The sequence below is a fragment of the Nocardia yamanashiensis genome (assembly GCF_021183565.1).
Lineage (GTDB): Bacteria > Actinomycetota > Actinomycetes > Mycobacteriales > Mycobacteriaceae > Nocardia > Nocardia yamanashiensis.
The window spans coordinates 5,205,051-5,228,679 of sequence record NZ_CP089226.1 but is presented as its reverse complement, the minus strand read 5'-3'; the positions used below and the strand labels follow the sequence as shown (position 1 = coordinate 5,228,679).

Sequence of the window (23,629 nt, the reverse complement as noted above, 5' to 3'; positions counted from 1 at the left end):
GGCCGGTTCCTAATTCTCCGAAGGCCGCCAGCAGGCCAGCGGCGGTCCGGGCGGGTAGAGCAGCGACCAGCCGACGGCCGCACCGATCGCCGCGCCGATGGCCGCGCCGGGCACCGCGCTCAGACTGCCGCCGATGACGCCGCCCACCAGCGCGCCGATGATGGCATTGCACTGGTGCATGACCGGATCGTCGATAGCGGGGTCGTAGACGGGTTCGGTGACCGGTGGCGCCGGCTCCACCGCGACGGGTTCCGCGCCCACTACTCCGGCGGTGAGCACCGTGGCCGAGAAGGCGAGCACGGCGGCTGCTGTGAATCGTTTGATCTTCATCGCTCCTTCTTCCGTGCTGGTTGGAAAACCTGGAAAAACGAGAGATTCAGCGATCTTGCTTGGACCGACTTCCCGCTGTGCGGGCGCTCAATTCTGGCAAAGCAAGATCGAGTATGCCCCCGGAGTAGAAAGCAAATGTTCGGTTTGCACCAAAACGAGACGTCCCCCGGCTGATCCGTTGCAGGGCGGATCGTGCCGGGGGACGGTCACAGGTACTGCCAATAGGGGAGCTCGGTCGCGAGCCCTATGGGTTCATCAGGTCGATTCGCCGTCGCGATGCTCACGGGAGAGCCGGCGCAGGAAATCCGGATCGTCTTCGGGCCCGATTATTCGGGTACGCCGGGTGGGTGCTGGACCGGTGCCGGCGGATCGCTGGGGCCCGAAAGCTTTCCAGCACAACATCGCGACGGCCACTACCGCGATGAGTGCCAACAGGTACGCCACGTCGCTCACCTCCTGCGAACGAGGGTAGTCCGGTTACGTACCTCTGACACTGTGGAACTCGAAATAGGGTTTACACGCGGGTCGCCTCGGTGGTGAGGGACTTGAGCAGTTGCATGACTTCGGATTCGCGGAATCGGCGGTGACCGCCGGGGGTACGCAAGGATCCGAGGCGTCCGGCATGCGCCCAGCGCGTGACGGTCTTCGGATCCACATGGAACAGGGCTGCCACTTGGCCCGGGGTGAGCAGGGTGTCCTGGCCGGTGACGGAACCCAATACGCGGGGTACCGCGGTGAACGCAGTCATTCGCAAACCTTTCCGTATCGACAGATCCCTCATCAGTAGCGACATCGTTGCACTGTGACCCCCGAGTGTTCGAACAGTCTCGATTTGGTAAAGGGGAAGTAATAGACAAAACGGATATCCGTTATGTGTTTACGGTCACGGTTTTCCGGCTTGCAGCGAATATCCAGCGACATTCGGGCGGAGGGTGCGGGGAATGCCCGAATCGCCGTCACCTAGGCTGAGGGCCGTGTCTGACGCATCCCCGACCCCGAGCGCGGGCCGCCGCCTGGCTCGCAATCTGGCCCTCTACACGGTGGCCCGGCTGGGCCTGGTGGTCGTCATCGCCGCGATCATCCTGGGCGTGGCCGCGCTGGTGAAGGTGTCCATCCCGCTCATCGTCGCGCTGCTGTTCGCGCTGCTCATCGCCATGCCGCTGTCGCTGGTGCTGTTCAAGAAGCTGCGCGCCCAGGTGAACAAGGACATCGCCGCGGTGGACGCGAAGCGCCGCAGCGACCGCGAGCAGCTGATGAAGCGGCTGCAGGGCGGTGACGCGTGAAGCGCTGCGTGCGCTCCACCCCGCGGGACTGGGCCGACAATGCGGTGCGGCTGATCGACGCCGACACCCAGCGCAGCGCCGACACCCATCTGCTGCGCTACCCGCTGCCCGCGGAATGGGGCATCCAGCTCTATCTCAAGGACGAATCCACCCACATCACAGGCAGTCTCAAGCACCGCCTGGCGAGATCGCTGTTCCTGTACGCCATCTGCAACGGCTGGGTGGTCGAAGGCACCACGGTGGTGGAGGCTTCGTCCGGTTCCACCGCGATCTCCGAGGCCTACTTCGCGAAACTGCTGGGCCTGGACTTCGTGGCGGTGGTGCCGGCCAAGACCTCGCCGGAGAAGCTGGCGCTGATCGAGGCGCAGGGCGGGCGTTGCCATCTGGTCGAGAAGGCCCCCGATATCTATACGGAGGCAGCGCGTTTGGCGGCCGAGACCGGCGGCCACTACATGGACCAGTTCACCTACGCCGAACGGGCGACGGACTGGCGCGGGAACAACAACATCGCCGAATCCATCTTCACCCAAATGGAGTTGGAGGCGCATCCGGTGCCGGAGTGGATCGTGGTGGGGGCCGGTACCGGCGGCACCAGCGCGACCATCGGCCGCTACCTGCGGTATCGGCGGCACGCCACCAGGCTGGCGGTGGTGGATCCGGAGAATTCGGCCTTCTACGGCGGCTACGAACTCGACGACATCGGGTACCAGACCGGAATGCCTTCGCGGATCGAGGGAATCGGGCGGCCGCGGGTGGAGCCGTCGTTCGTGGGGCAGGTGGTCGACACCATGCTCGAGGTGCCGGACGCGGCGTCGATCGCGGCGACGCGGATCGCCAGCGAGGCCCTCGGGCGCCGGGTGGGCGGTTCGACCGGAACCAACCTCTGGGGGGCATTTGCCCTGATAGCCGATATGATTTCGGAGGGTCGCAAGGGTTCTGTGGTCACCCTGCTGTGTGACGGCGGAGACCGTTATGCCGGAACCTATTTCAACGACGACTGGGTTGCCGGTCAGGGGCTGAGCCTCACCGAGCCCACCGCGGTCATTGCCGAATTCATCGCTACCGGTCATTGGTCCGGCTAGTTTTCGCACGGCACGGCGATCGGCTGAGAACCGTTGATCACCCATCTTCCGGTTTGCTAATTATTTGCTGAAGTGGCTGTGTGGGTAGGGGTTCGCGCCCTTTCCGGCCCGGTTGCGGGCGCAGTACGAGGGTGTCGGGACCCTCGGATCTGTTAATAGCCCTTGACGCCCCGGGGCGCTCACGCAGGACTGGGCGGGTGACCGCCATGGGTTGGTCCACGCTCGTACCGAGCACCAGCATCCAGGATTGCAAGCCGGATTGGGTGCGCCAGATGTTCATCCGGAGCTCGGTGATGGCGAGGGTCTTGGGATTGCGCACCAGCTTCGTGCGATCCGGCCGCTCGTTGGCGACGGCGTCCCCGCGCCACAGGATGCCGAATTCCGGGCTCTCCAGGCAGGTGTCGATGATCTGCTGGGTGTGCTCGCTGGGTCCGTTGCGCGCCAGCATGATCCGGAAGGACTTGACCGCCTGCTTGGCTTCTCCCATCCAATCGACCAGTACGGTTTTGGAGATCGGATTGAGCATCATCCACTCCAGATAGTTGACGCCCGGCAGCAATTGCGGGAACGCCTCCTCGTGGGCGGCATTGATGGCGATGATGTCCATGGCCCCGGTGATGAAGGCCGCGATCTTGGGATTGAGCAGCTCGAGATACTCGAGGTCGATGGCGGAGGGCTGATCGGGTTCGATTCGCGGACTTGGTCCTTCGGCCAGGATGAGGGCGTACTCGAACTCGGCGGGCAGCAGTTCCAGTGCGGTGCTGAGTGATTCGACGACCCGCCGGGAGGGGGTGGCGCCGCCTTCGATCTTGGTCAGATAGGGGACCGAGAGGTTGGCGAGCCACGCGAGTTGGGGGCGGGTGAGGCTAGCGGTCGTGCGCCGTTGGCGAATGAACTCGCCGAACGTTGGAACTCCATTCATTACTTAGGGTGACCTTACTTGTATAGCCGTCTGGTACACGCGCGGTTGTCCAGCGATACACGCACGGTCGCCTGACGAGGGGGTGTGCGGTATCCCGTTCTGCTCCAATAGTTTGAAACAACAACAAATCAGGAGTCGAGTTGGGGCAGCATCCGCGATCGGTCATGGACGTCAACGTCACGGTCGGGCCATGGGTGATGACGTACGGCGGTGACCAGACCATTCGGTCGGAATCGCTGCGGACCGGGCACGCGTGGGAGCCTTTGGCCTGCGGGCTGTATCGCGATCGCGACGGCGATATCTGGGAGCGGGTGCCCAGCGGCTGGCTGCTCCGGCTGCAGGACGGCGTCGAGGTCGATCCGGAGACCGTGTGGGGCTGGGTCGACGGGCATGTGTGCGACTACGCCCCGTTCACCACTTGGTACTGAGCGGTTACGCGACGACTGTCGTTCCCATTGCGAGGGTTCGGAGGGATGTTCCCTTCGGGCCCTCTTTTTCGCGCTGTGTGTCAATTTTCGTTGACGACCCGAGCGTGTCAACGTAAATTGACGTACATGAGTGAAGCAACGACTCTGGCGGCCGCCGCCGGCAGCCCCGACCCCCAGGTCGGGCTCCGCGCGGTCCTCGCGCTGCGCCGGTTGCTCGAACGGCTCGAGACCATCCAGGTCGCCAACGCCCGCAAACAGGGCTGGTCCTGGCAGGCCATCGCGGACGCGCTCGAGGTCAGCCGGCAGGCGGTCCACCAGAAGTACAACCGGAAGGGCGGTATCCGCTGATGTTCGAACGATTCGCCAAGGCGCCGAAGTACGCCATCGTGGTGGCGCAGGAGGAAGCCCGGGAATTGCGATCCCCGTCCATTCAGGTCGAGCACGTGCTGCTGGGATTGCTGGTCGCGCCGGACGAGGGGCTGCGGCGATTGCTGGCCGAGCGGGGGATCACGGCCGAGGGCGTGCGCGGCGAACTGGGCCGCAAGCGCACCGGGGAGCCGCTCGGGGCAGAGGACGCGGAAGCGTTGCGCTCCATCGGGATCGACCTGGACGCGGTGCGGGAGAGCTTGGAGGCGACGTTCGGGGAGGACGCGCTGGAGCGGGCAGTGCCGGCCGAGAAGGAGCGGCGCGGGCTCTTCCGCGGTCCGAAAGGCATGAACACCGGGCACATTCCGTTCACCCGGGACGCCAAGAAGGTGCTCGAACTGTCGCTGCGCGAGACCATCGCGCGCGGGGACGACCGCATCGAGGCCGGGCACGTGCTGCTAGGGGTGCTGCGCGCGCCCAACGACACCACCCGGCGGCTGCTGGGCGGCGAGGACGGGATCGCGGCGGTGCGCGAGGCCGTCGGCCGTTACCTGGACAGCGCGGCCTGATACCGCGATGGACGCGATTGTGACCGGTCGGTCGTGTGTGAAGCCGGGCCCCGGACGCGATCGCGCCCTACGATCGCAGCATGACGCTCCTGCTTCGCCTGATCATCAATGGTGTGGCCATCTGGCTCGCGGCCGCGTGGGTCGGCGGTATCGAGATCGTGTCGCCCGAGGACACCACGCAGAGCAAACTGATCGTGATCGCCATCGCCGCAGTGGTGTTCGCCGTCATCAACGCGGTGGTGAAACCGATCATCCAGCTCTTGTCACTGCCCCTGGTGGTGGTGACGCTGGGCCTGTTCCTGCTGGTGATCAATGCCTTCGTACTGTGGCTGACCTCGAAGATCACCGAGACCACCAGCTACCAGCTGCACGTCGAGGGATTCTGGGCCGCGGTGCTGGGCGGCATCATCATCGCCCTGGTGAACTGGATCCTCGGGATTCTGGTCCCCGACAACGACTGACGCGGTCCCCCGGACGACCGGTACGGAAAGGGGGTGTGGGGGTTTCGTCCCCACACCCCCTTCGCGAGTTCGACTCGCCGTCAGGCGAGGGTGAGCGCGACCGCCGTCGCGAGCGACCAGACCAGCAGGGCCAGGCCGGTTCCCGCCAGCGCGGGAATCAGGCCCGGTCCGTTCTTTCCGGTGCGCACCGGCTCGTTGGCCTTGAACGCCAGCGGCAGCGCGATCAGCCCGGCCAGCGCCCACGGGGTGCGGGCCACCAGCACCAGGCTCATCAGGAACGGCACCGCGATCAGCACCAGATGCAAAGTGCGGGTGCGGGTATCGCCGAGCTTGACCGCGAGCGTGGTCTTGCCGGTCACCGCGTCGGTCGGGATATCGCGCAGGTTGTTGGTGACCAGCACGGCGCTGGAGAACGAACCCACGGCGATCGCGCCCGCCAGGCCGGCCCAATCGATCTTCCCGGCCTGCACGAACTGGGTGCCCAGCACCGCGACCAGGCCGAAGAACACGAACACCGCGATCTCACCGAAACCGCTGTAGCCGTACGGATTCCGGCCGCCGGTGTAGAACCAGGCGCCGGCCAGGCAGGCCGCGCCGACGATCAGCAGCCACCAGGCGCTGGTCGCCACCAGCACCAGGCCGACGATCGCGCCGAGCACCAGGCAGCCGATGGCGGCATTGCGCACCGCGGCCGGACTGGCCAGCTTGGAACCGACCAGGCGCAGCGGGCCCACCCGCTCGTCGTCGGTGCCGCGAATACCGTCGGAATAGTCGTTGGCGTAGTTCACGCCGATGATGAGCGCCACCGAAAGCAGCAGGCACAGCGCCGCTTTCCACCAGTTGACGCCGTCGATCGAGGCCGCCGCCCCCGTCCCCACCAGAACCGGGGCGACCGCGTTCGGAAGTGTGCGCGGCCGCGCGCCCTCGATCCACTGTGCTGCTGTAGCCATGCACCGCAGCCTAGTGCGCGGGGCGCGGCGGGCGCTGCCCCGCGCGAGGTGACTTCGGGATCAGCGCTCGGCGGCGGCCTTGAGCTGTGCCAGGCCCTTCTCGAAGTCCTTGCCCACCAGGCGATCCATCGGGATGAAACGGCTCAGCAGGGCCATCGGCCCGGTGTGCTTGCCGGTCATCCGCCAGGTCACGGCGGTGGTGTCGCCCTGCGGGGCGAATTCGAAGGTGACGTCGTTGGTCGCTTTCCAGGGCTTCTCGAAACGCAGGCGAATACCGATGGCGTCCGCGGTGGCCGAGGTGATCTCCATGTCACCCTTGCCGGCCTTACGGTTGCCGTTCCAGAAATACCGGGCGCCTATGCCGCGATCGGCCCCGCTGTACACACGCTCCATATCGGGATCCAAGCCCTCCCACGGCGACCACTTCTGCCACTGGTGGAAGTCGTCGATGAGCGCTTGGACCTGGACGGGATCGGCCTTGATGACCGTTTCCCGCTGAATGTCGAATTCGGCCATGGGCTGAGCCTAGGCGACGGCACCGGCGGATCGGTCGAATCCGGCGACCGCATCGCCGCTCACCTAGGATTGGCAAGGAATGTATTCGCAAACAGGCAGTTCTGGGGCCGGGAACACCCGGCCGGTTACCGCGAACCACGCGGTCCTGGTGGCCCTGCTGGGCGAAGTCGCGCTGCGCCGCGACGGCGCGCTCGTACCCGTACCCGGAACCCGCGCCCGCCTGCTGGTCGCCGCCCTCGCGACCCATCCCGGCCGCAGCCGCAACGCCCAGGCGCTGATCGACGACGTCTGGGGCGACGAGCCGCCCCGCGCGCCGATGAACGCCCTGCACACCCAGGTCTCCCGACTACGCTCGGCGCTTCCCGAGGGCGTGCTCGAAATCGGTCCCGCCGGATATCGCCTGGTGCTCGCGCCCGATCAGGTGGACCTCACCCTCGCCCAGCACCTGGAAAAGCAAGCCCGCCAAGCCCATACCGCCGGTGACCCCGCGACCGCCCTGGAACTGATCGCCGCCGCCCGCGACCTGTGGCGCGGCGACCCCGGCGCCGACCTCCCACCCGGACCGGTCGCCGACGAACTCATCGGCCTCGCCGCCGCCCAGTCCCGCGCCCTCGACACCGTCGAACTCGCCGCCCGCGAACAACTCGGCGATCTCGACGGCGCCATCGACCTGGCCCGCGCCATCGTCACCGCCGAACCCCTGGACGAACCCGCCCACGCCACCCTCATGCGCCTGCTCGCCACCGCCGGCCGCACCAACGAGGCCCTCGACGTCTTCGCTTCCCTCCGAACCCGATTGGTGGACCAGCTCGGCGCCGACCCGGGCCCGGCCCTGGTCGCCCTGAACACCGCCATCCTGCGCGGCGAACCTCTCCCCGGCAGCCCGCGGCCGGGCGGGCGGGGTGAACACGGAAGTGCGGTGCCCGCGCCGTCCGAATCGGAAGGGTTCGGTTCCGGTCGGCATATCGCGGGCGGGGAGGATTCCGCAGTTGCCGCCGGCGGTTCCGCCACGGTCGGCGGGGCCGCCGGATCGTTCGCCGGGGTCAGCGGATCGGCGAGCACGGGCTCGGCGACGGGCGGTCTCCGGAGCGCGCACGCTCCGGCCGGAGCGTCGTACCGGCCGAGGGTCGAGCAACCTGCGGGACCGGAAGCTGATTATCTTGCGGCACAAAGTGATACGGATGCCGGACGTGGTGCGCTGCTGTCGCACACCGCGCAGATCGGGTTGCGGGTCGCGCCGAACCCGTTGCTGGGGCGGGAGGCCGATCTGGCGGAGCTGGAGGGGTTGCTGCGCCGGTCGCGGGTGACCACGGTGCTGGGGCCGGGCGGGACCGGGAAGACGCGGGTCGTCAATGAGCTGGGCGCTCGGTTCGCCGAGGAGACCTCGGTGGTGCTGGTCGAATTGGCTTCGCTGCGGCCGGATCCGGGCGGGGTGGCCGAGACGCGGCTCGAGGTGGAGGGCGCGATCGCGGCGACGCTCGGGGTAGGGGAGGTGAGCCGGGACACGAATGTGTTGCGGCCCATGCGAACTCGCGATGTGCGGGTGCGGTTGCGGGAGGCGCTGGCTTCGCGGCCGATGCTGTTGATACTCGACAATTGCGAGCATTTGATCGAGGCCGTGGCGGAGGTGGTGGCGGATCTCGTCGGGGTGACCGACCGGCTGACCGTACTGACCACCAGCCGGGCGCCGCTGGAGATCTCCGCGGAGACCGTATATCCGTTGCCGCCCTTGGAGATCGACCCGAACGGCTCGCCCGCCACCGAGCTGTTCTCGGTGCGGGCGCGCGCGGTGCGGCCCTCGGTGCGCTTGGATCCGGAGGTGGTGGCGCGGCTGTGTCACACCCTCGACGGGCTGCCGCTGGCCATCGAACTGGCGGCGGCGCGGGTGCGCACCATGAGCGTGGAGGAGATCGAATCCCGGCTCGATCGCCGATTCGCGTTGCTGCGCAGCGGGGATCGCGGTTCGCCGCAACGGCATCGCACCCTGCACGCGGTGATCGAGTGGAGCTGGAATCTGCTCGATGCCGAACAGCGGGTCGCGCTGCGCCGGCTGTGCCGATTCCCGGCGGGCTTCACGCTCGGCGCGGCCGAGGCGGTGTCCGCCGACGACCAGGTGCTCGATATCGCGGCCGCCGTCGACGGCCTGGTCGGGCAATCGCTGCTGACCGTGCTCGGCGAGGAATCCGAGCGCGGCGAACGCACCCGCTATCGCATGCTGGAAACGGTGCGCGAATTCGGTGAGGAGCAGCTCGCTTTCGCCGGCGAGTCCGAACTGGTGATGGACCGGATGACGGCGTGGGGCCGGGATTTCGCCATCCGGGCCGCGATCCGCTACCCGACCGACGAACAGATTCCGGCCGTGCTGGACGTGGTCTCGGAGATCGACAATCTGGTCGCGGTGCTGCGTCACGCCCTCGATCGCGGCGACGCCGAGACCGTGCACATCGTCTATCCGCTGCTGGCCGGCATCTGGGTGATGCGCGGCGCGCACCTGGAACTCATGGGCTGGGTGTGGCGCATTCTCGCACTGCCCATCCGCTCCGGACCGCAGAGCGAGGCCGAAGCCGATCTGCAGATGTTCGGGCAGCTCATCCTGGGCCTGCACATGATGTACATGTTCGGCACCGGCCTGCGCGGGATCGCCACCGTGCGCACGCATATCCGGAAACTGCTGGCGGCGCCCATCCCGCTCTCCCCGGTCTTCCGGTACCTGGGCGAACTCGCGACCATCAATACGGGCGAGGGTTCGCTGCGGCTGGCCCGCGTGCTCTGCGACGGCGCCCGCTCGCCCGATCGCCGCACCCAGGGCGCGGCACTGCTGCTGCGCGCGAACCTGCGCGAGAACTCCGGCGACGTGCACGGCTCCATCCGCGATGCCGAACGCGCGCTGAAAGCCGGTGTGGCGGAAGACACCTGGGGCACCGCCATGGTGTGCCAGCACCTGGGCAGCATGCACGGGCAGACGGCGCATTACGCCGAATCGGTCGACTTCTACCGGCGCGCGGCCGAACTAATGCACCGGCTGCACGCCTACGAGGAGAGCGTCGAGATCCGCAGCTATCTGGCGGTGGGCCTGGCCGCCACCGGCCGGGTCGAGGAGGGGCGGCGGGAACTGGAACCGCTCATGGGCCTGGTCGGGATCGAGACCTCGCTGCTGCGCGGCAGTCTCGAACCCAATCACCGGCGCGCGGTCGTCACCGCCGGGCTGGCGGAAATCGAACTGGCCGAAGGGGAGATCGAGACCGGGCTGCGCCGGTACCGGCGGGTCCTCACCCTGCTGAACTGGCCGCACGCCGGACCCGCGCCCGGCCCCGGCGAGATGATGCTGGGCTCCGCCGTGGTGGACGCCTACGTGGTGCACGATCGCCCCGAGGAAGTGCACAAGCTGGTCATCGAACTGGTCGACATGGCGGTGCAGCGGCTGGCGCAGTACTGGGATCTGCCGCAGGTCGGCGGGGTCGCCGCCGCGGTGGGCAGTTATATGCTCGCCATCGGCGAATACACCGATCACGGACTGGAATTGCTGGCGCTCGCGCCGCGCGTGTTCGCCCGCCAGGACTATCCGTCCATGCGACTGGGCCGGCACCTGGACCTGCACCGGCCCAAGCTCGGCGCGGAACGCGTCTGGGCCGCCATGCGGGCGACCGCGCATCTGGGCCGCCGGGCCGCCGCCGAGCGAATCATGGAGCTGCTCACGGAGTTCCACGAGAATCACTGACGGCGGCACCCGCGGCTCAGGCGTTCTCGAGCTCCCGGTCCGCGGGCTCCTCGCTCTCGTCGGCGCCGGTGCGCAACAGCCGCCACGCCAGTACGGCGAGAACGACCGCGCCCAGGATCAGCAGCACGGTGGTGTCCGAGACCGTGGCGCCGAGTCGCTGCACCGCCGATTCCAGGCGGAATTCGGTGTCCGCGTTCACCATTCCGGGCAGCGCGGACGCGCCGTCGAAGAGCAGGAACACCGCGCCGAGCACGATGAAGAAGACCCCGGACAGCAGGGACGTGGTGTGCAGTTCGAGGCGGCCGAGGTGGAAACTGCGGCCGCGCAACCACTGTCGCCGGCCCAGGCCGAAGCGGTCCCACAGCGATGCCATGACGAACAGCGGGGCGGCCAGGCCGAGAGCGTAGACGGCCAGCAGGATGCCGCCCCGCACCGGTGATCCGCCGACCGCCGCCACGGCGAGAATCGACCCGAGGATCGGTCCGGCGCAGAAACCGGCGAGGCCGTAGACCAGACCGAGCAGGTAGACCGGGCCGGAGCGTTCGGGTCGGCCCTGTCCGGCGGCGGCGCGCTGGGCGAAGCCGAAAGCGAAACCTCGGCCGAAGATCTGCAGGACGCCCAGGCCGATGATGGTCCAGCCGCCGATGGTGATCAGCAACTCGCGGTGCCCCGAAAGCAGCTGCCCGGCAAACGATCCCGCCACACCCAGCGGCACCAGCGTGGTCGCCAGGCCGAGGTAGAAGACCCCGGTGCGGGCCAGCAGCTTGCCCTGCGATCGGAACGAGTAGGCGAAGAAGCTCGGCAGCAGCAGCGCGCTGCACGGGCTCAGCAGCGCCAGCAGGCCGCCGAGGAAGGCGGCGAAATAGCCGACGGTGCCGCTCATTCCTGACCGTCCCGCACCGCCTGGGCCGCCAGCTCGATCACGGCCTCGAACTGCTCGATCGGCTGCGCGCCGAGCACCGGGCGGCCATTGATCAGGAAGGCGGGGGTGGAGGACACGCCCAGCGAGTACGCCTCGGTCACGTCGCGCTGCACGGCGGAGGCGGCGGCGGGCGAATCCATATCGGCCCGGAACTTGGCGATATCGGCGACTCCGGCCTGCCCGGCCAGTTCCGCCATGCGATCGGGCGTGAGCGCGCCGGTGTTCTTCTTCTCGGGCGCGTTGGCCATCAGGGTGTCGTGGAATTCCCAGAACTTGCCCTGCTGCCCGGCCGCCCAGGAGGCGTGCGCGGCGGTCTCGGACTCCGCGCCGAAGATCGGGTAGTTGCGCCATTCGATGCGCAGCACGCCCTGATCCACGTAGTCGGCGATGAGCTGCGGTTCGATCTTGCGGCCGAAGGTGCGGCAGAACGGGCACTGGAAATCGGAGTACTCCACCATCACCACGGGCGCGTCGGCGCGGCCCCGGGCCAGCGGGTCGGCGGCATCGCGGCGGGCCAGTTTCGCGAGTTCCGCGTAGCGCGGGTCGCTAGCGGCGGCGGACTTCTGCGATTTCGCATCGGCTTTCTCACCGCCGCTGCTCATTTGGAATACGGCAATGCCGAGCAGTACGGCCGCGGCGGCGAGCGCCAGTCCCGCAAGCCATTTGCGATTGTTCGAGGTTTTCCGGGCAGTGGTTTTCCGCGCGGCGGTTTTCCGGGCAGGGGTCTTTCGAGACAAGGGAATGCTCCTGAACGGCGATCATCCGAATCGAGGGTGAATGCGAGAACGGCACGAAAAGGCGTGCCGGATCATCTAAATGATCAGCACCGTCGTCAGATGGGGAGCCGGCACCGGCACGGCGGGCGCGCGCGGCCGGGCGTCGATCGAAAGTCGCTGCTCCGGTGTGAATTCCGGAATCAGCCCGGTGACCGGGGTGATGAGCTGGTCGGCGGCCGCCCGCGGGGGAGCGGCCAGCGGGGCGATGGGATCGGCCGCGCCGGGATCGCGCTTACCGCAGACCGGCGTCGTGCCGAGCGTCACGTGCGACAGTCCGGAGGCCACCGCGTATTCCCCGGAGGCAATCGAAACCTGTTGGGTGGAACCCCATTCCGCCACCGCGACCAGCAGCCCGAACACGGTGAGAATTCCGGTCACCAGCACAGCGCAGCGCAGCCGAAAGGACTTTCGGCGTAGCGGGGCGGTCGTGGAATTCACCGGACCGACCATAACAGAACGCCCGCCCACCGATTTCGCGGTGGACGGGCGTTTTGCGCTTGTCGAGCGTGCTCGCTCAGGCGCGGCGCATGTAGGCGCGCACCGCGAGCGGGGCGAAGATCGCGATCACCACGATCGAGCCGACCAGCGACCAGAGCAGGTCGGTGCTGTACACACCGCCGTTCATCAGATCGCGGGCGGTATTGACCATGTAGTAGATCGGGTTGACCTTGTTGATGCCCTGCAGCCAGCCCGGCATGGTGGAGACCGCGGCGAACGCGCCGGACATGAAGGTGAGCGGGAACATGATCATCATCGACATGCCCTGCACCGCGGGCGCGCTCTTGCCGGTGATGCCGATGAGCGCCCAGATCCAGCTGATGGCGAAGGAGCAGAACACCACGACCAGACCGGCGACCAGCACGGCGAGCACGCCGCCCTGCGGCCGGTAGCCCAGGACCAGGCCCATGGCGATGGTCAGCGTGGTGGCCAGCCCGTACCGCACCATATCGGCGATCAACGCCCCGGCGAGCGCCGAAATGCGGGCGATGGGCAGCGATTTGAAGCGGTCGAACACGCCCTTGTCCATGTCCTCGCGCAGCTGGGTGCCGGTGACGACCGAGGTCAGCACCACGGTCTGGACCAGGATGCCGGGGATCAGGATGGGCAGGTAGTCGTGCACGTTGCCGCCGATCGCGCCGCCGAAGATATAGGCGAACAGGGCGGTGAACAGGATGGGCTGCACGGTGACGTCGAACAGCTGCTCCGGATTGTGCTTGATCTTGAGGATGCCCCGGTAGGCCATGGTGAGCGAGTTCGCGACCGTCTGCTTGAACGGAACGTGATTGCTGACCTCGGGAATCGGGGTCCGGTCGGCGGCGTGCCGTCCGGCGGGTTTGTCGAGGGTGGTGGTCATGCCGCGCTCCGTTCGGTGCTGTCGGTCTCGTCGTCGGCGCCGTGCCCGGTGAGTGCGAAGAACACTTCGTCCAGGGAGGGCTTGGCGACATTGATCTCGTCGATCCGGATGTCGTGCTCGCGCAAGCGGATCAGGATGTCGGTGGTGATGGAGGGGTCGGGCAGCGGGGCGGTGATCCGGCCGGCCTCGGGGCTGACCGTCGCTTCGACGATGCGGCCCTCGGCGCGGGAGAGGAACTCGCCCACCAGGATTCGCGCCTGTTCGATCTGCGCGCGATCGGCCAGCGTGAGCTGCAGGGCCGAAAGGCCCACGGACGCTTTGAGTTCGTTCGAGGTGCCGTCGGCGATGACCTTGCCGCGATCGATGACCGCGATCCGGTCGGCCAGCTGGTCGGCCTCGTCCAGGTACTGGGTGGTGAGCAGGACGGTGGAGCCCTCGCGCACCAGGCGGCGGATGGTGTCCCACATCTGGGCGCGGGTGCGCGGGTCCAGGCCGGTGGTGGGTTCGTCCAGGAACAGCAGCGGCGGGCGCGAGATCAGGCTGGCGGCCAGGTCGAGCCGGCGGCGCATACCGCCGGAGAAGTTCTCCAGCGGCTTGTCGGCGGCCTCGGTGAGCCCGAACTCCTCCAGCAGTTCGGCCGATTTGCGCCGGGAATCGGCCTTGGACAGGCCGAGCAGGCGGGAGAAGATCACCAGGTTCTCGGTGGCGGACAGTTTCTCGTCGACGGAGGCGTACTGACCGGTGACGCCGATCAGCGAGCGCACCGCGGTCGGTTCGGTCAGCACATCGCGCCCGAAGATCCGCGCGCTGCCGCCGTCGGGCCGCAGCAGCGTGGCCAGCATGCGAATGGTCGTGGTCTTGCCGGCGCCGTTGGGACCGAGCACGCCGTACACAGCCCCCCGCGGAACCGCGAGACTGACGCCGTCGACGGCCCGCTGCTCCCCGAAGACCTTGACCAGGCCGTCCGCCTCGATGGCGAGCGTCTCAGCAGAGGTGTAAGAAGTCATGCCGAGAACTCTGCGGTCCGCCCCTTTCACCGCCCTTGCACGGCGATTGCGTGACCGGCGCAAGCCCGCTTGCACGCCCTGTCGCCCTGGTCGGGGCGAAGAGAATAGGCGGGGGCAAAGCCCCCGGACCCCCTTCTCTCATGGGGTTTCAGGGGCTTGCCCCTGAGAGCTACGAGAGTTGTCTCACTCTCAGTGCGGGGACCCCGCGAGGAGGTGTTCGCGGAGTTTGGTGCGGTCGGGTTTGCCCGGGCCGCGGAGGGGGAGTTCGTCGAGGATCGCGAGTTCGCGGGGGGCGGCGATGGCGTCGAGTTCGGCTACGACGTGGTCGCGGAGTTCGTCGAGGGTGGGCGGGGTGACTCCGGCCACGGGGACGATGGCGGTGGCTACGCGCTGGCCCAGGCGGGCGTCGGGGAGGCCGAGGACGACCACCTCGGAGACGGCGGGGTGGGTGATCAGCACGGCTTCGACCACCTGGGGGATGACCAGCAGGCCGCCGGTCATGATCGCCTCGTCGAGGCGGCCGGTGACGGTGAGCACACCGTCCTCGAGGAAGCCCGCGTCCTCGGTGCGGAACCAGCCGGGTTCGGCGAACGCGGCGTGATCGGGCTGATTGCGGTAGCCCTTGGCCAGGGTCGCACCGCCGAGCAGGACGCGCCCGTCATCGATACGAACCTCGGTGCCCGTCAGCGGTACTCCGTCGTACACGCAGCCGCCGCAGGTTTCGCTCATCCCGTAGGTGCGGACCACATTGATTCCGGCCTCGTGGGCGCGCGCCAGCACCGGTGCGGGCGTGGCGGCCCCGCCGACCAGCACGGCGTCCAAGCTCGCGAGCGCTTCCCGCCCGATCGGCTCGTCCAGGGCTTTGATCAGCTGCGTCGGCACCAGCGAGGTGTACTTGCGCGGCCCCCGCATCCCGGCGATCGCACTGGCCAGCCCTTCGGGCAGGAACCCACCCGACACGTCCAGCACGGCCGGTTCGGTCCCGGCCAGAATGCTGCGCAGCAGCACCTGAATGCCCGCGATGTGATGGGTCGGCAACGCCAGCAGCCACTGCCCCGGCCCGCCGAGCCGCTCGTGCGTGGCATCGCCGCTGGCCCGCAGCGCGGCCGCGGAGAGCATGGCGCCCTTGGGAATTCCGGTGGTCCCGGAGGTGGTCACCACCAGCGCCACCTCGTCGTCGATGGACTCGCCGGGCCGCAGCGAACTCGAGAGTCGTTGCGCCTCACGGCGGTCGGTGGTGGGGATGGGCAGCCAGGCGGGGCCGTTGCCCTCCAGGGCTTCCCGCAGGTGCGGCAATACGTCACCGACGCCTGAGCCGGTGGGCATGGGGAGGGTGCGGAGGGTATTGCTCACGTTCGCGATCGTGCCATTTCGATGGAGGGCGGCGCACGAGAGGGGGTTCGGCGCCCGGGGTCGATGTGGGTCGGTCGGTCAGTCGGACGTCGGTGTCGCCAATGGCCAGCCACCGGCTGCCAGCCGGGAGGCCACCCGAGCGATATCGTCCTCGCCGGGCTGCTCCTTGGCAACTCGGACGATGGCGGCCTCGATGTCGGTGCGTTCGATCTCCGAGCTGGCGACGCGTTCGCGCACCAGCTCCTCCACGATGAGATGCACCTCGTAATCGGTGAGCCGCCGGTGCAGTACCGCGAGCAGCGCCACATAGTCCGATTGCGGAATGCCCTGCGGATATCCGGCTTTGAGCCAGTTCAGGACCTTCTGCGGTACGCCGGCCAGCGGCAGCGACGGCCGCGCCGGTTCGGCCGGGCGCGCGGGCTCGGGCGAATCGGGGGCGTTCGGCTGTTCGGGAGTGCTCATCAGCGTGCCTTTCGGTACGGCGGCGTCACGCGCCGAGCAGATGGATACCCAGTCGGGAGGCGAGGAATGCGCGTGCGATGAAGAGCACACCCACCACCACCGCGATCATGACCACGGCGAAGCAGATCGAGGACACGGCCAGCGCGATCGAGCGGGTGCCGCCGGTGGCGCCCGAATCCACCTGCGCGCGATAGCGAATCCCGATCGCGAAGATGGTGGGCAGGCCCGCGCCGAAGAGCAGGGCCGCGAGGGTGACCTGCCACAGGTCGGTGAGGTTGTTCATGAACGTGTGCATGATCGTGGCCCCTAACCGATTCCGTTGCTGATCGCGCCGCCGTCCGGCCGCACCGGCGTGCCGGAGCCGCCCGCCGGACCCGAACCGCCGGCCGGACCGGGGTCGCCGGGCGTCTCGCCCCGCCACTCGTCATTGACGTTGTGCGAGTTGACCGCGGTGCGCTGCGAGCGGATCCAGATCATTCCCGCCATGGCGATGAGCAGCGCGAACACCACCAATACGCCCGCGAGCCCGCCGATTCCGTGCAGCAGCGCCCAGCACAGCGCGCCGACCACGCCGGCCAGCGGCAGCGTCAGCACCCAGGCCACCACCATGCGCCCGAGCACCGCCCAGCGCACTTCCGCGCCGCGCCCGATGCCCGAGCCGAGGATGGATCCGGTCACGGTCTGGGTGGTGGACAGCGGCAGGCCGAAGTGCGCGGAGGTGAGAATGATCGCCGCCGAGGTGGATTCGGCCGCGAAGCCCTGCGGCGGGGCGATGTCGACCAGGCCCTTGCCGAGCGTGCGGATGATGCGCCAGCCGCCCAGACAGGTGCCGGCCGCGATGGCGACCGCGCAGGACACGATCACCCACAGCGGCAGCGGATCGCTGGCCTTGGCGGAGCCGTGCGCGATGAGCGCCAGGAAGATGATGCCCATGGTCTTCTGCGCATCGTTGGTGCCGTGCGCGAGGGAGACCAGCGAGGCGGAACCGATCTGCCCCCACCGGAATCCGCGATCCACGGTCTTGTCGTTGCTGCCCCGGGTGATCCGGTACACCAGCCACGATCCGATGGCCGCGACCAGCGCCGCCACCACGGGGGCCAGCAGCGCCGGAATGATGATCTTCGCGAGCACGCCCTTGCTGCCCGCGGTCCAGATCACCCCGTCCCAGCCCAGCGCCGCGATGGTGGCGCCGATCAGGCCGCCGAACAGTGCGTGCGAGGAACTCGACGGCAGGCCCAGCAGCCAGGTGAACAGATTCCAGAGAATGCCGCCGACGAGTCCCGCGAAGACGATGTCGAGCAGTGCCCGCCCGCTGACTTCGGAGAGGTCGACGATGCCCTCCGCGACGGTGGCGGCGACCGCGACGCTGAGGAACGCGCCGACGAGATTCAGCGCCCCGGACAGGAGTACGGCTGTACGCGGCGGGAGCGCACCGGTGGCGATCGAGGTGGCCATCGCGTTCGCGGTGTCGTGGAATCCGTTGGTGAAGTCGAACGCCAGGGCCGTGAGAACAACGATCAGCAGAACGAGCAGTTCGGCAGACACACCGTTCAGTCTGCGGCACGCCGTTCACGGCGTGTTAACCGACACCCCCGGACGCGAATCACACCAACCAGTTTGCTAAGGCTTGCTGTTCCGCCTCTCCGCGACTTCAGCGGGCGGCTCGGGTGCCGCCGCGGGTAGTGCACCCGTGCCTGCGGCTGGGTGCCGAACCGATTTCGGGCGTACCCGAGGAGTTACCCAAATCTCACGAAATCAGTTGTCGCCTCGGATGTCACGCCGGATGGGGTGATCCGAGGGGATCTCGACGAGCACGATCGGCACCCCGTCCGGATCGCGCACCCACATCTCGATCAGCCCCCACGGCTCCTGCTGCGGGGCCCGGTCGATCGGAATGCCGCGCAGCGCGAGCTCGGCCGCCGCGTCGGAGCAGTCACGCACCTGCAACCAGATCGCGCCGGAGAACGCCGCCGGGGCATCCTCGGCGCGGCCGTGCCCGGCCACCTCGATGAGCCCCTGCCCGGCGAAGAACACCGTCCCCCCGGGGTACTCGCGGGCGATGGCCAGCCCCAGCGCATCTCGATAGAACTCCAGCGTCCGCTCGTACTCGACCGGCCGCAGGATCAACCGACTGCTGAGTATCTCCATGCCGCCAGCTTTGCAGAGCGGAAAAGGGTTCGGGGGCAAAGCCCCCGAAGGCCCCCGGAGAGATAGGGCCGGCGCGGCCGCGTGGAGTGGGTTGGGGCGAAGCAAGGCCCCCGGGAGCTGGGGCCCCGCGGCGGCGTGAAGTGGGGTTCGGGGGCGAAGCCCCCGAGAGTCCCGGGAGAGGTCAGAAATACCAGGGGTACGGCTTCCAGTCCGGCTTGCGCTTTTCGAGGAAGGCATCGCGGCCCTCGACGGCCTCGTCGGTCATGTAGGCCAGGCGGGTGGCCTCGCCGGCGAACAGCTGCTGACCGACCAGTCCGTCGTCGGGGAGGTTGAAGGCGTACTTCAGCATGCGAATCGCCTGGGGCGACTTGCCGAGGATCTCGGCGGTCCATTCGAGGGCCACGTCCTCCAGCTCGGCGTGATCGACGACCGCGTTCACCGCGCCCATCGCGTGCATCTCCTCGGCGGTGTACGGCCGCCCCAGGAAGAACACCTCGCGAGCGAACTTCTGCCCCACCATCTTCGCCAGGTAGGCGCTGCCGTACCCGGCGTCGAACGAGCCCACGTCGGCATCGGTCTGCTTGAACCGCGCGTGCTCGCGGGAGGCCAAGGTGAGGTCGCAGGTCACGTGCAGCGAATGCCCGCCGCCCGCCGCCCAGCCGTTCACCAGCGCGATGACCACCTTCGGCATGAACCGGATCAGCCGCTGCACCTCGAGGATGTGCAGCCGCCCCGCGCGCGCCACGTCCACCGTGTCGGCGGTGTCGCCGGTCGCGTACTGATACCCGCTGCGCCCGCGAATCCGCTGATCGCCGCCGGAGCAGAAGGCCCAGCCGCCGTCCTTCTCCGAGGGCCCGTTCCCGGTGAGCAGGACCGCGCCCACATCGGCGGTCATGCGGGCGTGATCGAGCGCGTTGTACAGCTCGTCGACGGTGTGCGGCCGGAAGGCGTTCCGGACTTCCGGTCGATCGAAGGCGATCCGGACGGTGCCCTGCTCGATGTGCCGGTGGTACGTGATGTCTGTGAGGTTCTCGAACCCGGGCACGGGCCGCCACAGCGCGGAATTGAAGGTCACGGCCTCGAACATACTGCTGAGGGGTCGTGGTTGGTGCAGCCACACCAAGGTGATTTCGCTCCCTCGAATTTTCGCCGGTCGCGGATTTCGGTCGTGCGATAAGGGAGCTGATCGATAGCGGACCGGGTTACCCGAATGACGCTCGGCGGTCTTCACACGGTGTGGGAAGTGAACGCCGGTCAAACGGGAGCCGAAAGTGAAACGCTGCCAATCGATTGCGGGTGCTTTACAGTGCTGTTGCTGCCCTGGCAGTGAGACGCGCGACGGCATCGTGTGTGCGGGGTCACCGGTGCGTATAGTTGCGTGCGCTCGTTCATCGAAAAACTATCCGGAGGAACCTGAAAGTGGTTGCAGCACTGTCTGAATCCCTGCTCGATGACGCCAAGCGTCCGGCCTTCATCGCCGACGCTCAGAAGGTTCTTGATGAGGAGGTGTCGGACAAGGGCGGCGCGTCGGGCCTCGCCGTGAAGGGCGGCTACGCCGCGATCAAGAAGGTCAGCCCTTCGATCGTGGGTGACGCGCTGGAGTCGTTCGCACCCAAGCTGGTCTCGCAGCTGGAGCCGTACTGGGCCGAGTTCCAGGCTTCCGGCTCGGGCTCTTTCGCCGACCTGCTGGTCGCCAAGCAGGACGAGGTTGCCGAGGCGCTGCTCGCGGTCACCGACGCGCGTGCCGAGTCGTCTTCGCGCCCCGCGCTGACCAAGGTCTACAACTCGATGCGTGGTTCGGCGAAGAAGCATGTCGCCGAGGCTCTTCCGCGTGTCGGCGCCCTCATTCAGCGTCACGCCGGTTAAAAAACCGACCGGTTCGCGACCCGGTGGGGGTCGCGAACACGGTTCCGCGACGATCGTTTTCACGATCGCGCACGGGATCGATCCCCCCTGGGATCGATCCCGTTTTCGATTCACCCCTGGGCTTTGCCGACTCGCCAGTAACCGGTGAAAACAATGTCGGCCTTCGGGATTTCCCGCTCCTGCGCCAGGTAGCGCCGCACGCTCGCGCACAACTTCTGCTCGCCGGCCACGAATGCGTAAACCCCTCTTGCGGGAATCTCGGCCCGCCGCACCGCATCCGCGCACAGCGCCCCGGCCTCACCGTGCGCATCGGTGCGAACCAGCCAATTCACCTCGACGCCCGCGGGCGCGTTCAGTTCCTGCTTGTCCTCCGCGCTCGGAATCTCGATGAACGCCGCGCCTTTCAGTTCGCGCGGCGCGGACCGCAGAATGCCGCCGATGGCGGGCAGCGCGCTCTCGTCCCCGACCAGCAGCGACCACTCGGTGTGCTCCGGCGCCTGGTAGGTGATGCCCTCGTCCAGCAGCCCCACCTTCGACCCCGGCGTGGCGGTGTTGGCCCAGGCCGCGGCCGGGCTGTCCTCGGCGTGGACGGCGAAATCGATATCGAGCTCGGCCGTGCTGCCGAACTCCCCGAAACCGGCAGCGCGGTAATCCCGCACGGTGTAGTTGCGCACCAGCGGCCGATGCTCCTTGCCCATCATCAGGTACTGCGCGTACCAGCCGAGGGAGGCCGTCGAGGTCGGCAGCTTCAGATTGCCGTCCTTGCCCGGCATGAACAGCCGGAACCACTGGTCGAATCCCATTGCGCTGAAACCGGACAACCCGTCCCCGCCCAGCGTGACGCGAACGAAGTTCGGGCTGATCCGCTTGCTCGCCAGCACTTCGGGAGTGAGAATCGCCCGCTGCTCGGGCTTGAGGTACTTGGTGCGCTTCGCCATTCGCTTAGGTTAGCAAACCCTAACTAATACCAGAATGGTGTGATCACCGAAAAGTTCGCGGCCGTCCCGGTCTGGACTGAGTGGAGCGGAGGAGCGAAGCGGGGGAGCGGAGGGAGGGAAGACCGGGACATAAAGGCCGCGAACCGCCCGGAGCGAAGCGGAGGGCCGATAGCACTGTGAGCGGGGCGACGGAGCGTAATGATCGACTGTCTGAGAGGCTGGGGGTTGTGAATCCCTCGACAGCACAGGCTCAGGTCGTCGTCGACGAACTCGCGCGCGGTGGCGTGCGCGATGTGGTCCTGTGCCCGGGATCGCGAAACGCGCCGCTGGCCTTCGCCTTACAGGCCGCCGACGCGGCCGGGCGGATCCGGCTGCACATGCGGATCGACGAGCGCAGCGCGGGATTCCTGGCCATCGGGCTGGCGGTGGCCGCCGGCCGCCCGGTTCCGGTCGTCATGACCTCCGGCACCGCGGTCGCCAATCTCGGGCCCGCGGTGCTCGAAGCCAATTACGCGCGCATCCCGCTCATCGTGATCAGCGCCAACCGGCCGTACGAGATGCTCGGCACCGGATCGAACCAGACGGTCGAGCAGTTCGGCCTGTTCGGCAGCCAGGTGCGCGCGGCCATCAGCCTCGGGCTGGCCGAGGTGGAGCAGCCCGCGGACCTGTACCCCAAGCAGAACAGCGTGTGGCGTTCGGCGGTGTGCCGGGTGCTGGCCGCCGCGCGCGGCACCCGCTCCGGCAATGCCGGACCGGTGCAGTTCGACATCCCGCTGCGCGAACCGCTGGTCCCGGATGCCGCGGGCGCGGCGTTGCCCGCCGGGCGCGACGGCGACCGCCCGTGGACCGCAACGCAATACGCGACCCTCGATGTGCCGCTGGATATCGATCTGACGCCGGACACGGTGGTCATCTCCGGGCACGGCGCGGGGCATCGGCCCGAACTCGCCGCACTGCCCACGGTGGCCGAGCCGACCGCGCCCATGCACGGTCCGGCCCTGCATCCGCTCGCGCTGCCGCTGCTGCGGCCCAAGCAGGCCATCATCACCGGGCGGCCGACCCTGCACCGGCCGGTCTCGCGGCTGCTCGCCGATCCCGAGGTCACCGTGTACGCACTGACCACCGGCCCGCGCTGGCCCGATGTCTCGGGCAATGTGGTGGGCACCGGCACCCGCGCGGTGACTTACGGCGCGCCGCGCGCGGAATGGCTCGAACACTGCCGTGACCTGGATGCCAAGGCTGCCAAGGTGGTTCGCGACGAGCTCGCCGGCCACCCGAAGCCGACCGGTCTGCACGTGGCGGCGGTGGTGATGGACGCCCTGCGCGAGGGCGATCAACTGCTGCTCGGCGCGTCCAACCCGGTCCGCGATGCCGCCCTGGTCTCCACCCCGCGCCCGGGCGTGCGCGTCATGTCCAATCGCGGCGTGGCCGGTATCGACGGCACCGTCTCGGCGGCGGTCGGCGCGGCGCTCACCCATACCGGCCGCACCATCGCGCTGATGGGCGACCTGACCTTCCTGCACGATGCCTCCGGCCTGCTCATCGGCCCGGGCGAACCGCGGCCGGAGGATCTCACCATCGTGGTCGCCAATGACGACGGCGGCGGCATCTTCGAACTGCTGGAACAGGGCGATCCGCAGTACGCGGGCGTGTTCGAGCGTGTGTTCGGCACCCCGCACGGCATGGATCTGGCCGCGCTCTGCGCCGCCTACCGGGTACCGCACCGCCAGGTGGATCCCGCGCAGCTGGCCGTCGAACTCACCGGCGGCGCGCACGGCATCCGGGTGCTGGAGGTCGCGACCGAACGCTCCAGCCTCCGGGAACTGCACGCCACCGTGCGGGCGGGCGTCGCGGGCTAGGGACTCCGGTCCGCCCCGGCGGGCGGCCTATTCGCCGTTCGCCGCGTCGTATTCGTCGTCGAGGGGCACCGGAATCGATTGCTCGACGAGATCGGCTTCGTTCGCGGTCCAGCCGCTGTCGCCCGCGGGCACCGGCGCCGTCTCGCTGTCGGATTCGATGACGGAATCGGCGAGCACGTCCTGATCGGGGTACGCGTCGGCGTCCGGATACGGTTCGTCGCCGGGATAGGCGGGCGTGTGCTGTTCGACGTAATCGGCTTCGGGTACGGATTCGATGCTGCGATCGGTCATCGGAGGTACTCCTCTCTGCCGGGCCGGC

Annotated in this window: 27 protein-coding genes; 9 read left to right on the top strand and 18 right to left on the bottom strand. The window is 68.2% G+C overall.

Features of this window, described 5'->3' with window-relative positions; all coding sequences use genetic code 11:
• Positions 1-9: 9 nt before the first annotated feature.
• Together LTV02_RS24550 and LTV02_RS24540 are read right to left on the bottom strand one after the other, a co-directional pair.
• Positions 10-330 carry a hypothetical protein gene (locus LTV02_RS24550; protein WP_233034131.1) on the bottom strand — a complete coding sequence of 107 codons (321 nt, stop codon included), beginning with the start codon at positions 328-330 and terminating at the stop codon, positions 10-12.
• A gap of 514 nt (positions 331-844) precedes the next feature.
• Complete coding sequence (locus LTV02_RS24540) at positions 845-1,078, bottom strand: BldC family transcriptional regulator (protein WP_067716605.1); 234 nt, start codon at positions 1,076-1,078, stop codon at positions 845-847.
• Between the two features lie 193 nt (positions 1,079-1,271).
• Between LTV02_RS24540 and LTV02_RS24535 the strand changes: the two genes are divergently transcribed.
• Positions 1,272-1,613, top strand: coding sequence for a DUF4229 domain-containing protein (locus tag LTV02_RS24535; RefSeq protein WP_233034129.1), 342 nt, complete (start codon positions 1,272-1,274; stop codon positions 1,611-1,613).
• On the top strand, positions 1,610-2,695 hold the full coding sequence (gene cds1 / locus LTV02_RS24530; RefSeq protein WP_233034128.1) for an L-cysteine desulfhydrase Cds1: 1,086 nt from the start codon (positions 1,610-1,612) through the stop codon (positions 2,693-2,695). Before LTV02_RS24535 ends, cds1 begins: the two co-directional genes overlap by 4 nt.
• A gap of 37 nt (positions 2,696-2,732) precedes the next feature.
• Here cds1 and LTV02_RS24525 read toward each other — a convergent pair whose 3' ends face one another.
• On the bottom strand, positions 2,733-3,617 hold the full coding sequence (locus tag LTV02_RS24525; protein ID WP_233034127.1) for an MmyB family transcriptional regulator: 885 nt from the start codon (positions 3,615-3,617) through the stop codon (positions 2,733-2,735).
• A gap of 140 nt (positions 3,618-3,757) precedes the next feature.
• On the opposite strand from LTV02_RS24525, the gene LTV02_RS24520 reads away from it, so the two are divergent.
• The 4 genes from LTV02_RS24520 (at position 3,758) to LTV02_RS24505 (ending at position 5,441) form a co-directional block, all read left to right on the top strand.
• On the top strand, positions 3,758-4,045 hold the full coding sequence (locus tag LTV02_RS24520) for a hypothetical protein (RefSeq protein ID WP_233034126.1): 288 nt from the start codon (positions 3,758-3,760) through the stop codon (positions 4,043-4,045).
• A gap of 126 nt (positions 4,046-4,171) precedes the next feature.
• Positions 4,172-4,393, top strand: a complete 222-nt coding sequence (locus tag LTV02_RS24515) for a helix-turn-helix domain-containing protein (protein ID WP_067716592.1) — start codon at positions 4,172-4,174, stop codon at positions 4,391-4,393.
• Complete coding sequence (locus LTV02_RS24510; protein WP_233034125.1) at positions 4,393-4,980, top strand: Clp protease N-terminal domain-containing protein; 588 nt, start codon at positions 4,393-4,395, stop codon at positions 4,978-4,980. The genes LTV02_RS24515 and LTV02_RS24510 overlap by 1 nt, the downstream gene beginning before the upstream one ends.
• An 80-nt stretch (positions 4,981-5,060) precedes the next feature.
• Complete coding sequence (locus tag LTV02_RS24505; RefSeq protein ID WP_233034124.1) at positions 5,061-5,441, top strand: phage holin family protein; 381 nt, start codon at positions 5,061-5,063, stop codon at positions 5,439-5,441.
• Between the two features lie 80 nt (positions 5,442-5,521).
• Here LTV02_RS24505 and LTV02_RS24500 read toward each other — a convergent pair whose 3' ends face one another.
• Positions 5,522-6,391, bottom strand: a complete 870-nt coding sequence (locus LTV02_RS24500) for a 1,4-dihydroxy-2-naphthoate polyprenyltransferase (RefSeq protein ID WP_233034121.1) — start codon at positions 6,389-6,391, stop codon at positions 5,522-5,524.
• Positions 6,392-6,451: 60 nt separating this feature from the next.
• Positions 6,452-6,907, bottom strand: a complete 456-nt coding sequence (locus tag LTV02_RS24495; RefSeq protein WP_233034118.1) for an SRPBCC family protein — start codon at positions 6,905-6,907, stop codon at positions 6,452-6,454.
• 79 nt (positions 6,908-6,986) lie between these two features.
• Between LTV02_RS24495 and LTV02_RS24485 the strand changes: the two genes are divergently transcribed.
• Positions 6,987-10,625, top strand: coding sequence for an AfsR/SARP family transcriptional regulator (locus LTV02_RS24485; RefSeq protein ID WP_269821558.1), 3,639 nt, complete (start codon positions 6,987-6,989; stop codon positions 10,623-10,625).
• A gap of 16 nt (positions 10,626-10,641) precedes the next feature.
• Here LTV02_RS24485 and LTV02_RS24480 read toward each other — a convergent pair whose 3' ends face one another.
• The 11 genes from LTV02_RS24480 to LTV02_RS24430 all read right to left on the bottom strand — a co-directional run bounded on the left by LTV02_RS24480 (position 10,642) and on the right by LTV02_RS24430 (position 19,722).
• Entirely contained in the window at positions 10,642-11,508 is an 867-nt protein-coding gene (locus tag LTV02_RS24480) for a cytochrome c biogenesis CcdA family protein (protein ID WP_233034117.1), read from the bottom strand.
• A complete protein-coding gene (locus LTV02_RS24475) occupies positions 11,505-12,284 on the bottom strand; it encodes a DsbA family protein (protein WP_233034114.1) in 780 nt (259 codons plus the stop codon). The genes LTV02_RS24480 and LTV02_RS24475 overlap by 4 nt, the downstream gene beginning before the upstream one ends.
• Positions 12,285-12,359: 75 nt before the next feature.
• Positions 12,360-12,761 (bottom strand): hypothetical protein, encoded by a 402-nt coding sequence (locus tag LTV02_RS24470; RefSeq protein ID WP_233034113.1) that lies wholly within the window; start codon positions 12,759-12,761, stop codon positions 12,360-12,362.
• A gap of 76 nt (positions 12,762-12,837) precedes the next feature.
• Complete coding sequence (locus LTV02_RS24465; protein ID WP_233034112.1) at positions 12,838-13,677, bottom strand: ABC transporter permease; 840 nt, start codon at positions 13,675-13,677, stop codon at positions 12,838-12,840.
• Positions 13,674-14,684 carry an ATP-binding cassette domain-containing protein gene (locus LTV02_RS24460; RefSeq protein WP_067716565.1) on the bottom strand — a complete coding sequence of 337 codons (1,011 nt, stop codon included), beginning with the start codon at positions 14,682-14,684 and terminating at the stop codon, positions 13,674-13,676. The genes LTV02_RS24465 and LTV02_RS24460 overlap by 4 nt, the downstream gene beginning before the upstream one ends.
• A 189-nt stretch (positions 14,685-14,873) precedes the next feature.
• Positions 14,874-16,010 (bottom strand): o-succinylbenzoate--CoA ligase, encoded by a 1,137-nt coding sequence (menE, locus tag LTV02_RS24455; protein WP_233041692.1) that lies wholly within the window; start codon positions 16,008-16,010, stop codon positions 14,874-14,876.
• Positions 16,011-16,115: 105 nt separating this feature from the next.
• Complete coding sequence (locus tag LTV02_RS24450; protein ID WP_233034111.1) at positions 16,116-16,499, bottom strand: DUF3349 domain-containing protein; 384 nt, start codon at positions 16,497-16,499, stop codon at positions 16,116-16,118.
• A 25-nt stretch (positions 16,500-16,524) separates the two neighbouring features.
• The gene (locus LTV02_RS24445; RefSeq protein ID WP_233034110.1) at positions 16,525-16,794 is read right to left on the bottom strand and encodes a hypothetical protein; all 270 of its coding nucleotides are present in this window, start codon (positions 16,792-16,794) and stop codon (positions 16,525-16,527) included.
• An 11-nt stretch (positions 16,795-16,805) separates the two neighbouring features.
• On the bottom strand, positions 16,806-18,044 hold the full coding sequence (locus tag LTV02_RS24440; RefSeq protein WP_233034108.1) for an inorganic phosphate transporter: 1,239 nt from the start codon (positions 18,042-18,044) through the stop codon (positions 16,806-16,808).
• Between the two features lie 210 nt (positions 18,045-18,254).
• Positions 18,255-18,647: a VOC family protein gene (locus tag LTV02_RS24435; protein ID WP_233034107.1), complete on the bottom strand. Its 393-nt coding sequence runs from the start codon at positions 18,645-18,647 to the stop codon at positions 18,255-18,257.
• A gap of 181 nt (positions 18,648-18,828) precedes the next feature.
• On the bottom strand, positions 18,829-19,722 hold the full coding sequence (locus LTV02_RS24430) for a 1,4-dihydroxy-2-naphthoyl-CoA synthase (RefSeq protein ID WP_067716974.1): 894 nt from the start codon (positions 19,720-19,722) through the stop codon (positions 18,829-18,831).
• Between the two features lie 344 nt (positions 19,723-20,066).
• On the opposite strand from LTV02_RS24430, the gene LTV02_RS24425 reads away from it, so the two are divergent.
• Complete coding sequence (locus tag LTV02_RS24425; protein ID WP_067716555.1) at positions 20,067-20,513, top strand: DUF6918 family protein; 447 nt, start codon at positions 20,067-20,069, stop codon at positions 20,511-20,513.
• Positions 20,514-20,623: 110 nt separating this feature from the next.
• Here the strand turns inward: LTV02_RS24425 and LTV02_RS24420 are convergent, their stop codons facing one another.
• Positions 20,624-21,451, bottom strand: coding sequence for a siderophore-interacting protein (locus tag LTV02_RS24420; RefSeq protein ID WP_233034106.1), 828 nt, complete (start codon positions 21,449-21,451; stop codon positions 20,624-20,626).
• A gap of 227 nt (positions 21,452-21,678) precedes the next feature.
• Here LTV02_RS24420 and menD point away from each other — a divergent pair, with 227 nt between their 5' ends.
• Positions 21,679-23,310, top strand: a complete 1,632-nt coding sequence (gene menD / locus LTV02_RS24415; RefSeq protein WP_233034105.1) for a 2-succinyl-5-enolpyruvyl-6-hydroxy-3-cyclohexene-1-carboxylic-acid synthase — start codon at positions 21,679-21,681, stop codon at positions 23,308-23,310.
• A gap of 27 nt (positions 23,311-23,337) precedes the next feature.
• On the opposite strand, the gene LTV02_RS24410 is transcribed toward menD, so the two are convergent.
• Complete coding sequence (locus LTV02_RS24410) at positions 23,338-23,601, bottom strand: hypothetical protein (protein WP_233034104.1); 264 nt, start codon at positions 23,599-23,601, stop codon at positions 23,338-23,340.
• Positions 23,602-23,629 lie beyond the last annotated feature (28 nt).

Bases quoted from the DNA above. Each gene is read 5' to 3' on its own strand.
- LTV02_RS24500 (WP_233034121.1), bottom strand. From the start codon at position 6,391: ATGGCTACAGCAGCACAGTGGATCGAGGGCGCGCGGCCGCGCACACTT.
- LTV02_RS24515 (WP_067716592.1), top strand. From the start codon at position 4,172: ATGAGTGAAGCAACGACTCTGGCGGCCGCCGCCGGCAGCCCCGACCCC.
- LTV02_RS24435 (WP_233034107.1), bottom strand. From the start codon at position 18,647: ATGGAGATACTCAGCAGTCGGTTGATCCTGCGGCCGGTCGAGTACGAG.
- LTV02_RS24450 (WP_233034111.1), bottom strand. From the start codon at position 16,499: ATGAGCACTCCCGAACAGCCGAACGCCCCCGATTCGCCCGAGCCCGCG.
- LTV02_RS24540 (WP_067716605.1), bottom strand. From the start codon at position 1,078: ATGACTGCGTTCACCGCGGTACCCCGCGTATTGGGTTCCGTCACCGGC.
- LTV02_RS24460 (WP_067716565.1), bottom strand. From the start codon at position 14,684: ATGACTTCTTACACCTCTGCTGAGACGCTCGCCATCGAGGCGGACGGC.
- LTV02_RS24445 (WP_233034110.1), bottom strand. From the start codon at position 16,794: ATGCACACGTTCATGAACAACCTCACCGACCTGTGGCAGGTCACCCTC.
- menE (WP_233041692.1), bottom strand. From the start codon at position 16,010: ATGCCCACCGGCTCAGGCGTCGGTGACGTATTGCCGCACCTGCGGGAA.
- LTV02_RS24510 (WP_233034125.1), top strand. From the start codon at position 4,393: ATGTTCGAACGATTCGCCAAGGCGCCGAAGTACGCCATCGTGGTGGCG.
- LTV02_RS24525 (WP_233034127.1), bottom strand. From the start codon at position 3,617: ATGAATGGAGTTCCAACGTTCGGCGAGTTCATTCGCCAACGGCGCACG.
- LTV02_RS24465 (WP_233034112.1), bottom strand. From the start codon at position 13,677: ATGACCACCACCCTCGACAAACCCGCCGGACGGCACGCCGCCGACCGG.
- LTV02_RS24550 (WP_233034131.1), bottom strand. From the start codon at position 330: ATGAAGATCAAACGATTCACAGCAGCCGCCGTGCTCGCCTTCTCGGCC.
- LTV02_RS24485 (WP_269821558.1), top strand. From the start codon at position 6,987: ATGTATTCGCAAACAGGCAGTTCTGGGGCCGGGAACACCCGGCCGGTT.
- LTV02_RS24420 (WP_233034106.1), bottom strand. From the start codon at position 21,451: ATGGCGAAGCGCACCAAGTACCTCAAGCCCGAGCAGCGGGCGATTCTC.
- LTV02_RS24535 (WP_233034129.1), top strand. From the start codon at position 1,272: ATGCCCGAATCGCCGTCACCTAGGCTGAGGGCCGTGTCTGACGCATCC.
- LTV02_RS24495 (WP_233034118.1), bottom strand. From the start codon at position 6,907: ATGGCCGAATTCGACATTCAGCGGGAAACGGTCATCAAGGCCGATCCC.
- LTV02_RS24410 (WP_233034104.1), bottom strand. From the start codon at position 23,601: ATGACCGATCGCAGCATCGAATCCGTACCCGAAGCCGATTACGTCGAA.
- LTV02_RS24505 (WP_233034124.1), top strand. From the start codon at position 5,061: ATGACGCTCCTGCTTCGCCTGATCATCAATGGTGTGGCCATCTGGCTC.
- LTV02_RS24480 (WP_233034117.1), bottom strand. From the start codon at position 11,508: ATGAGCGGCACCGTCGGCTATTTCGCCGCCTTCCTCGGCGGCCTGCTG.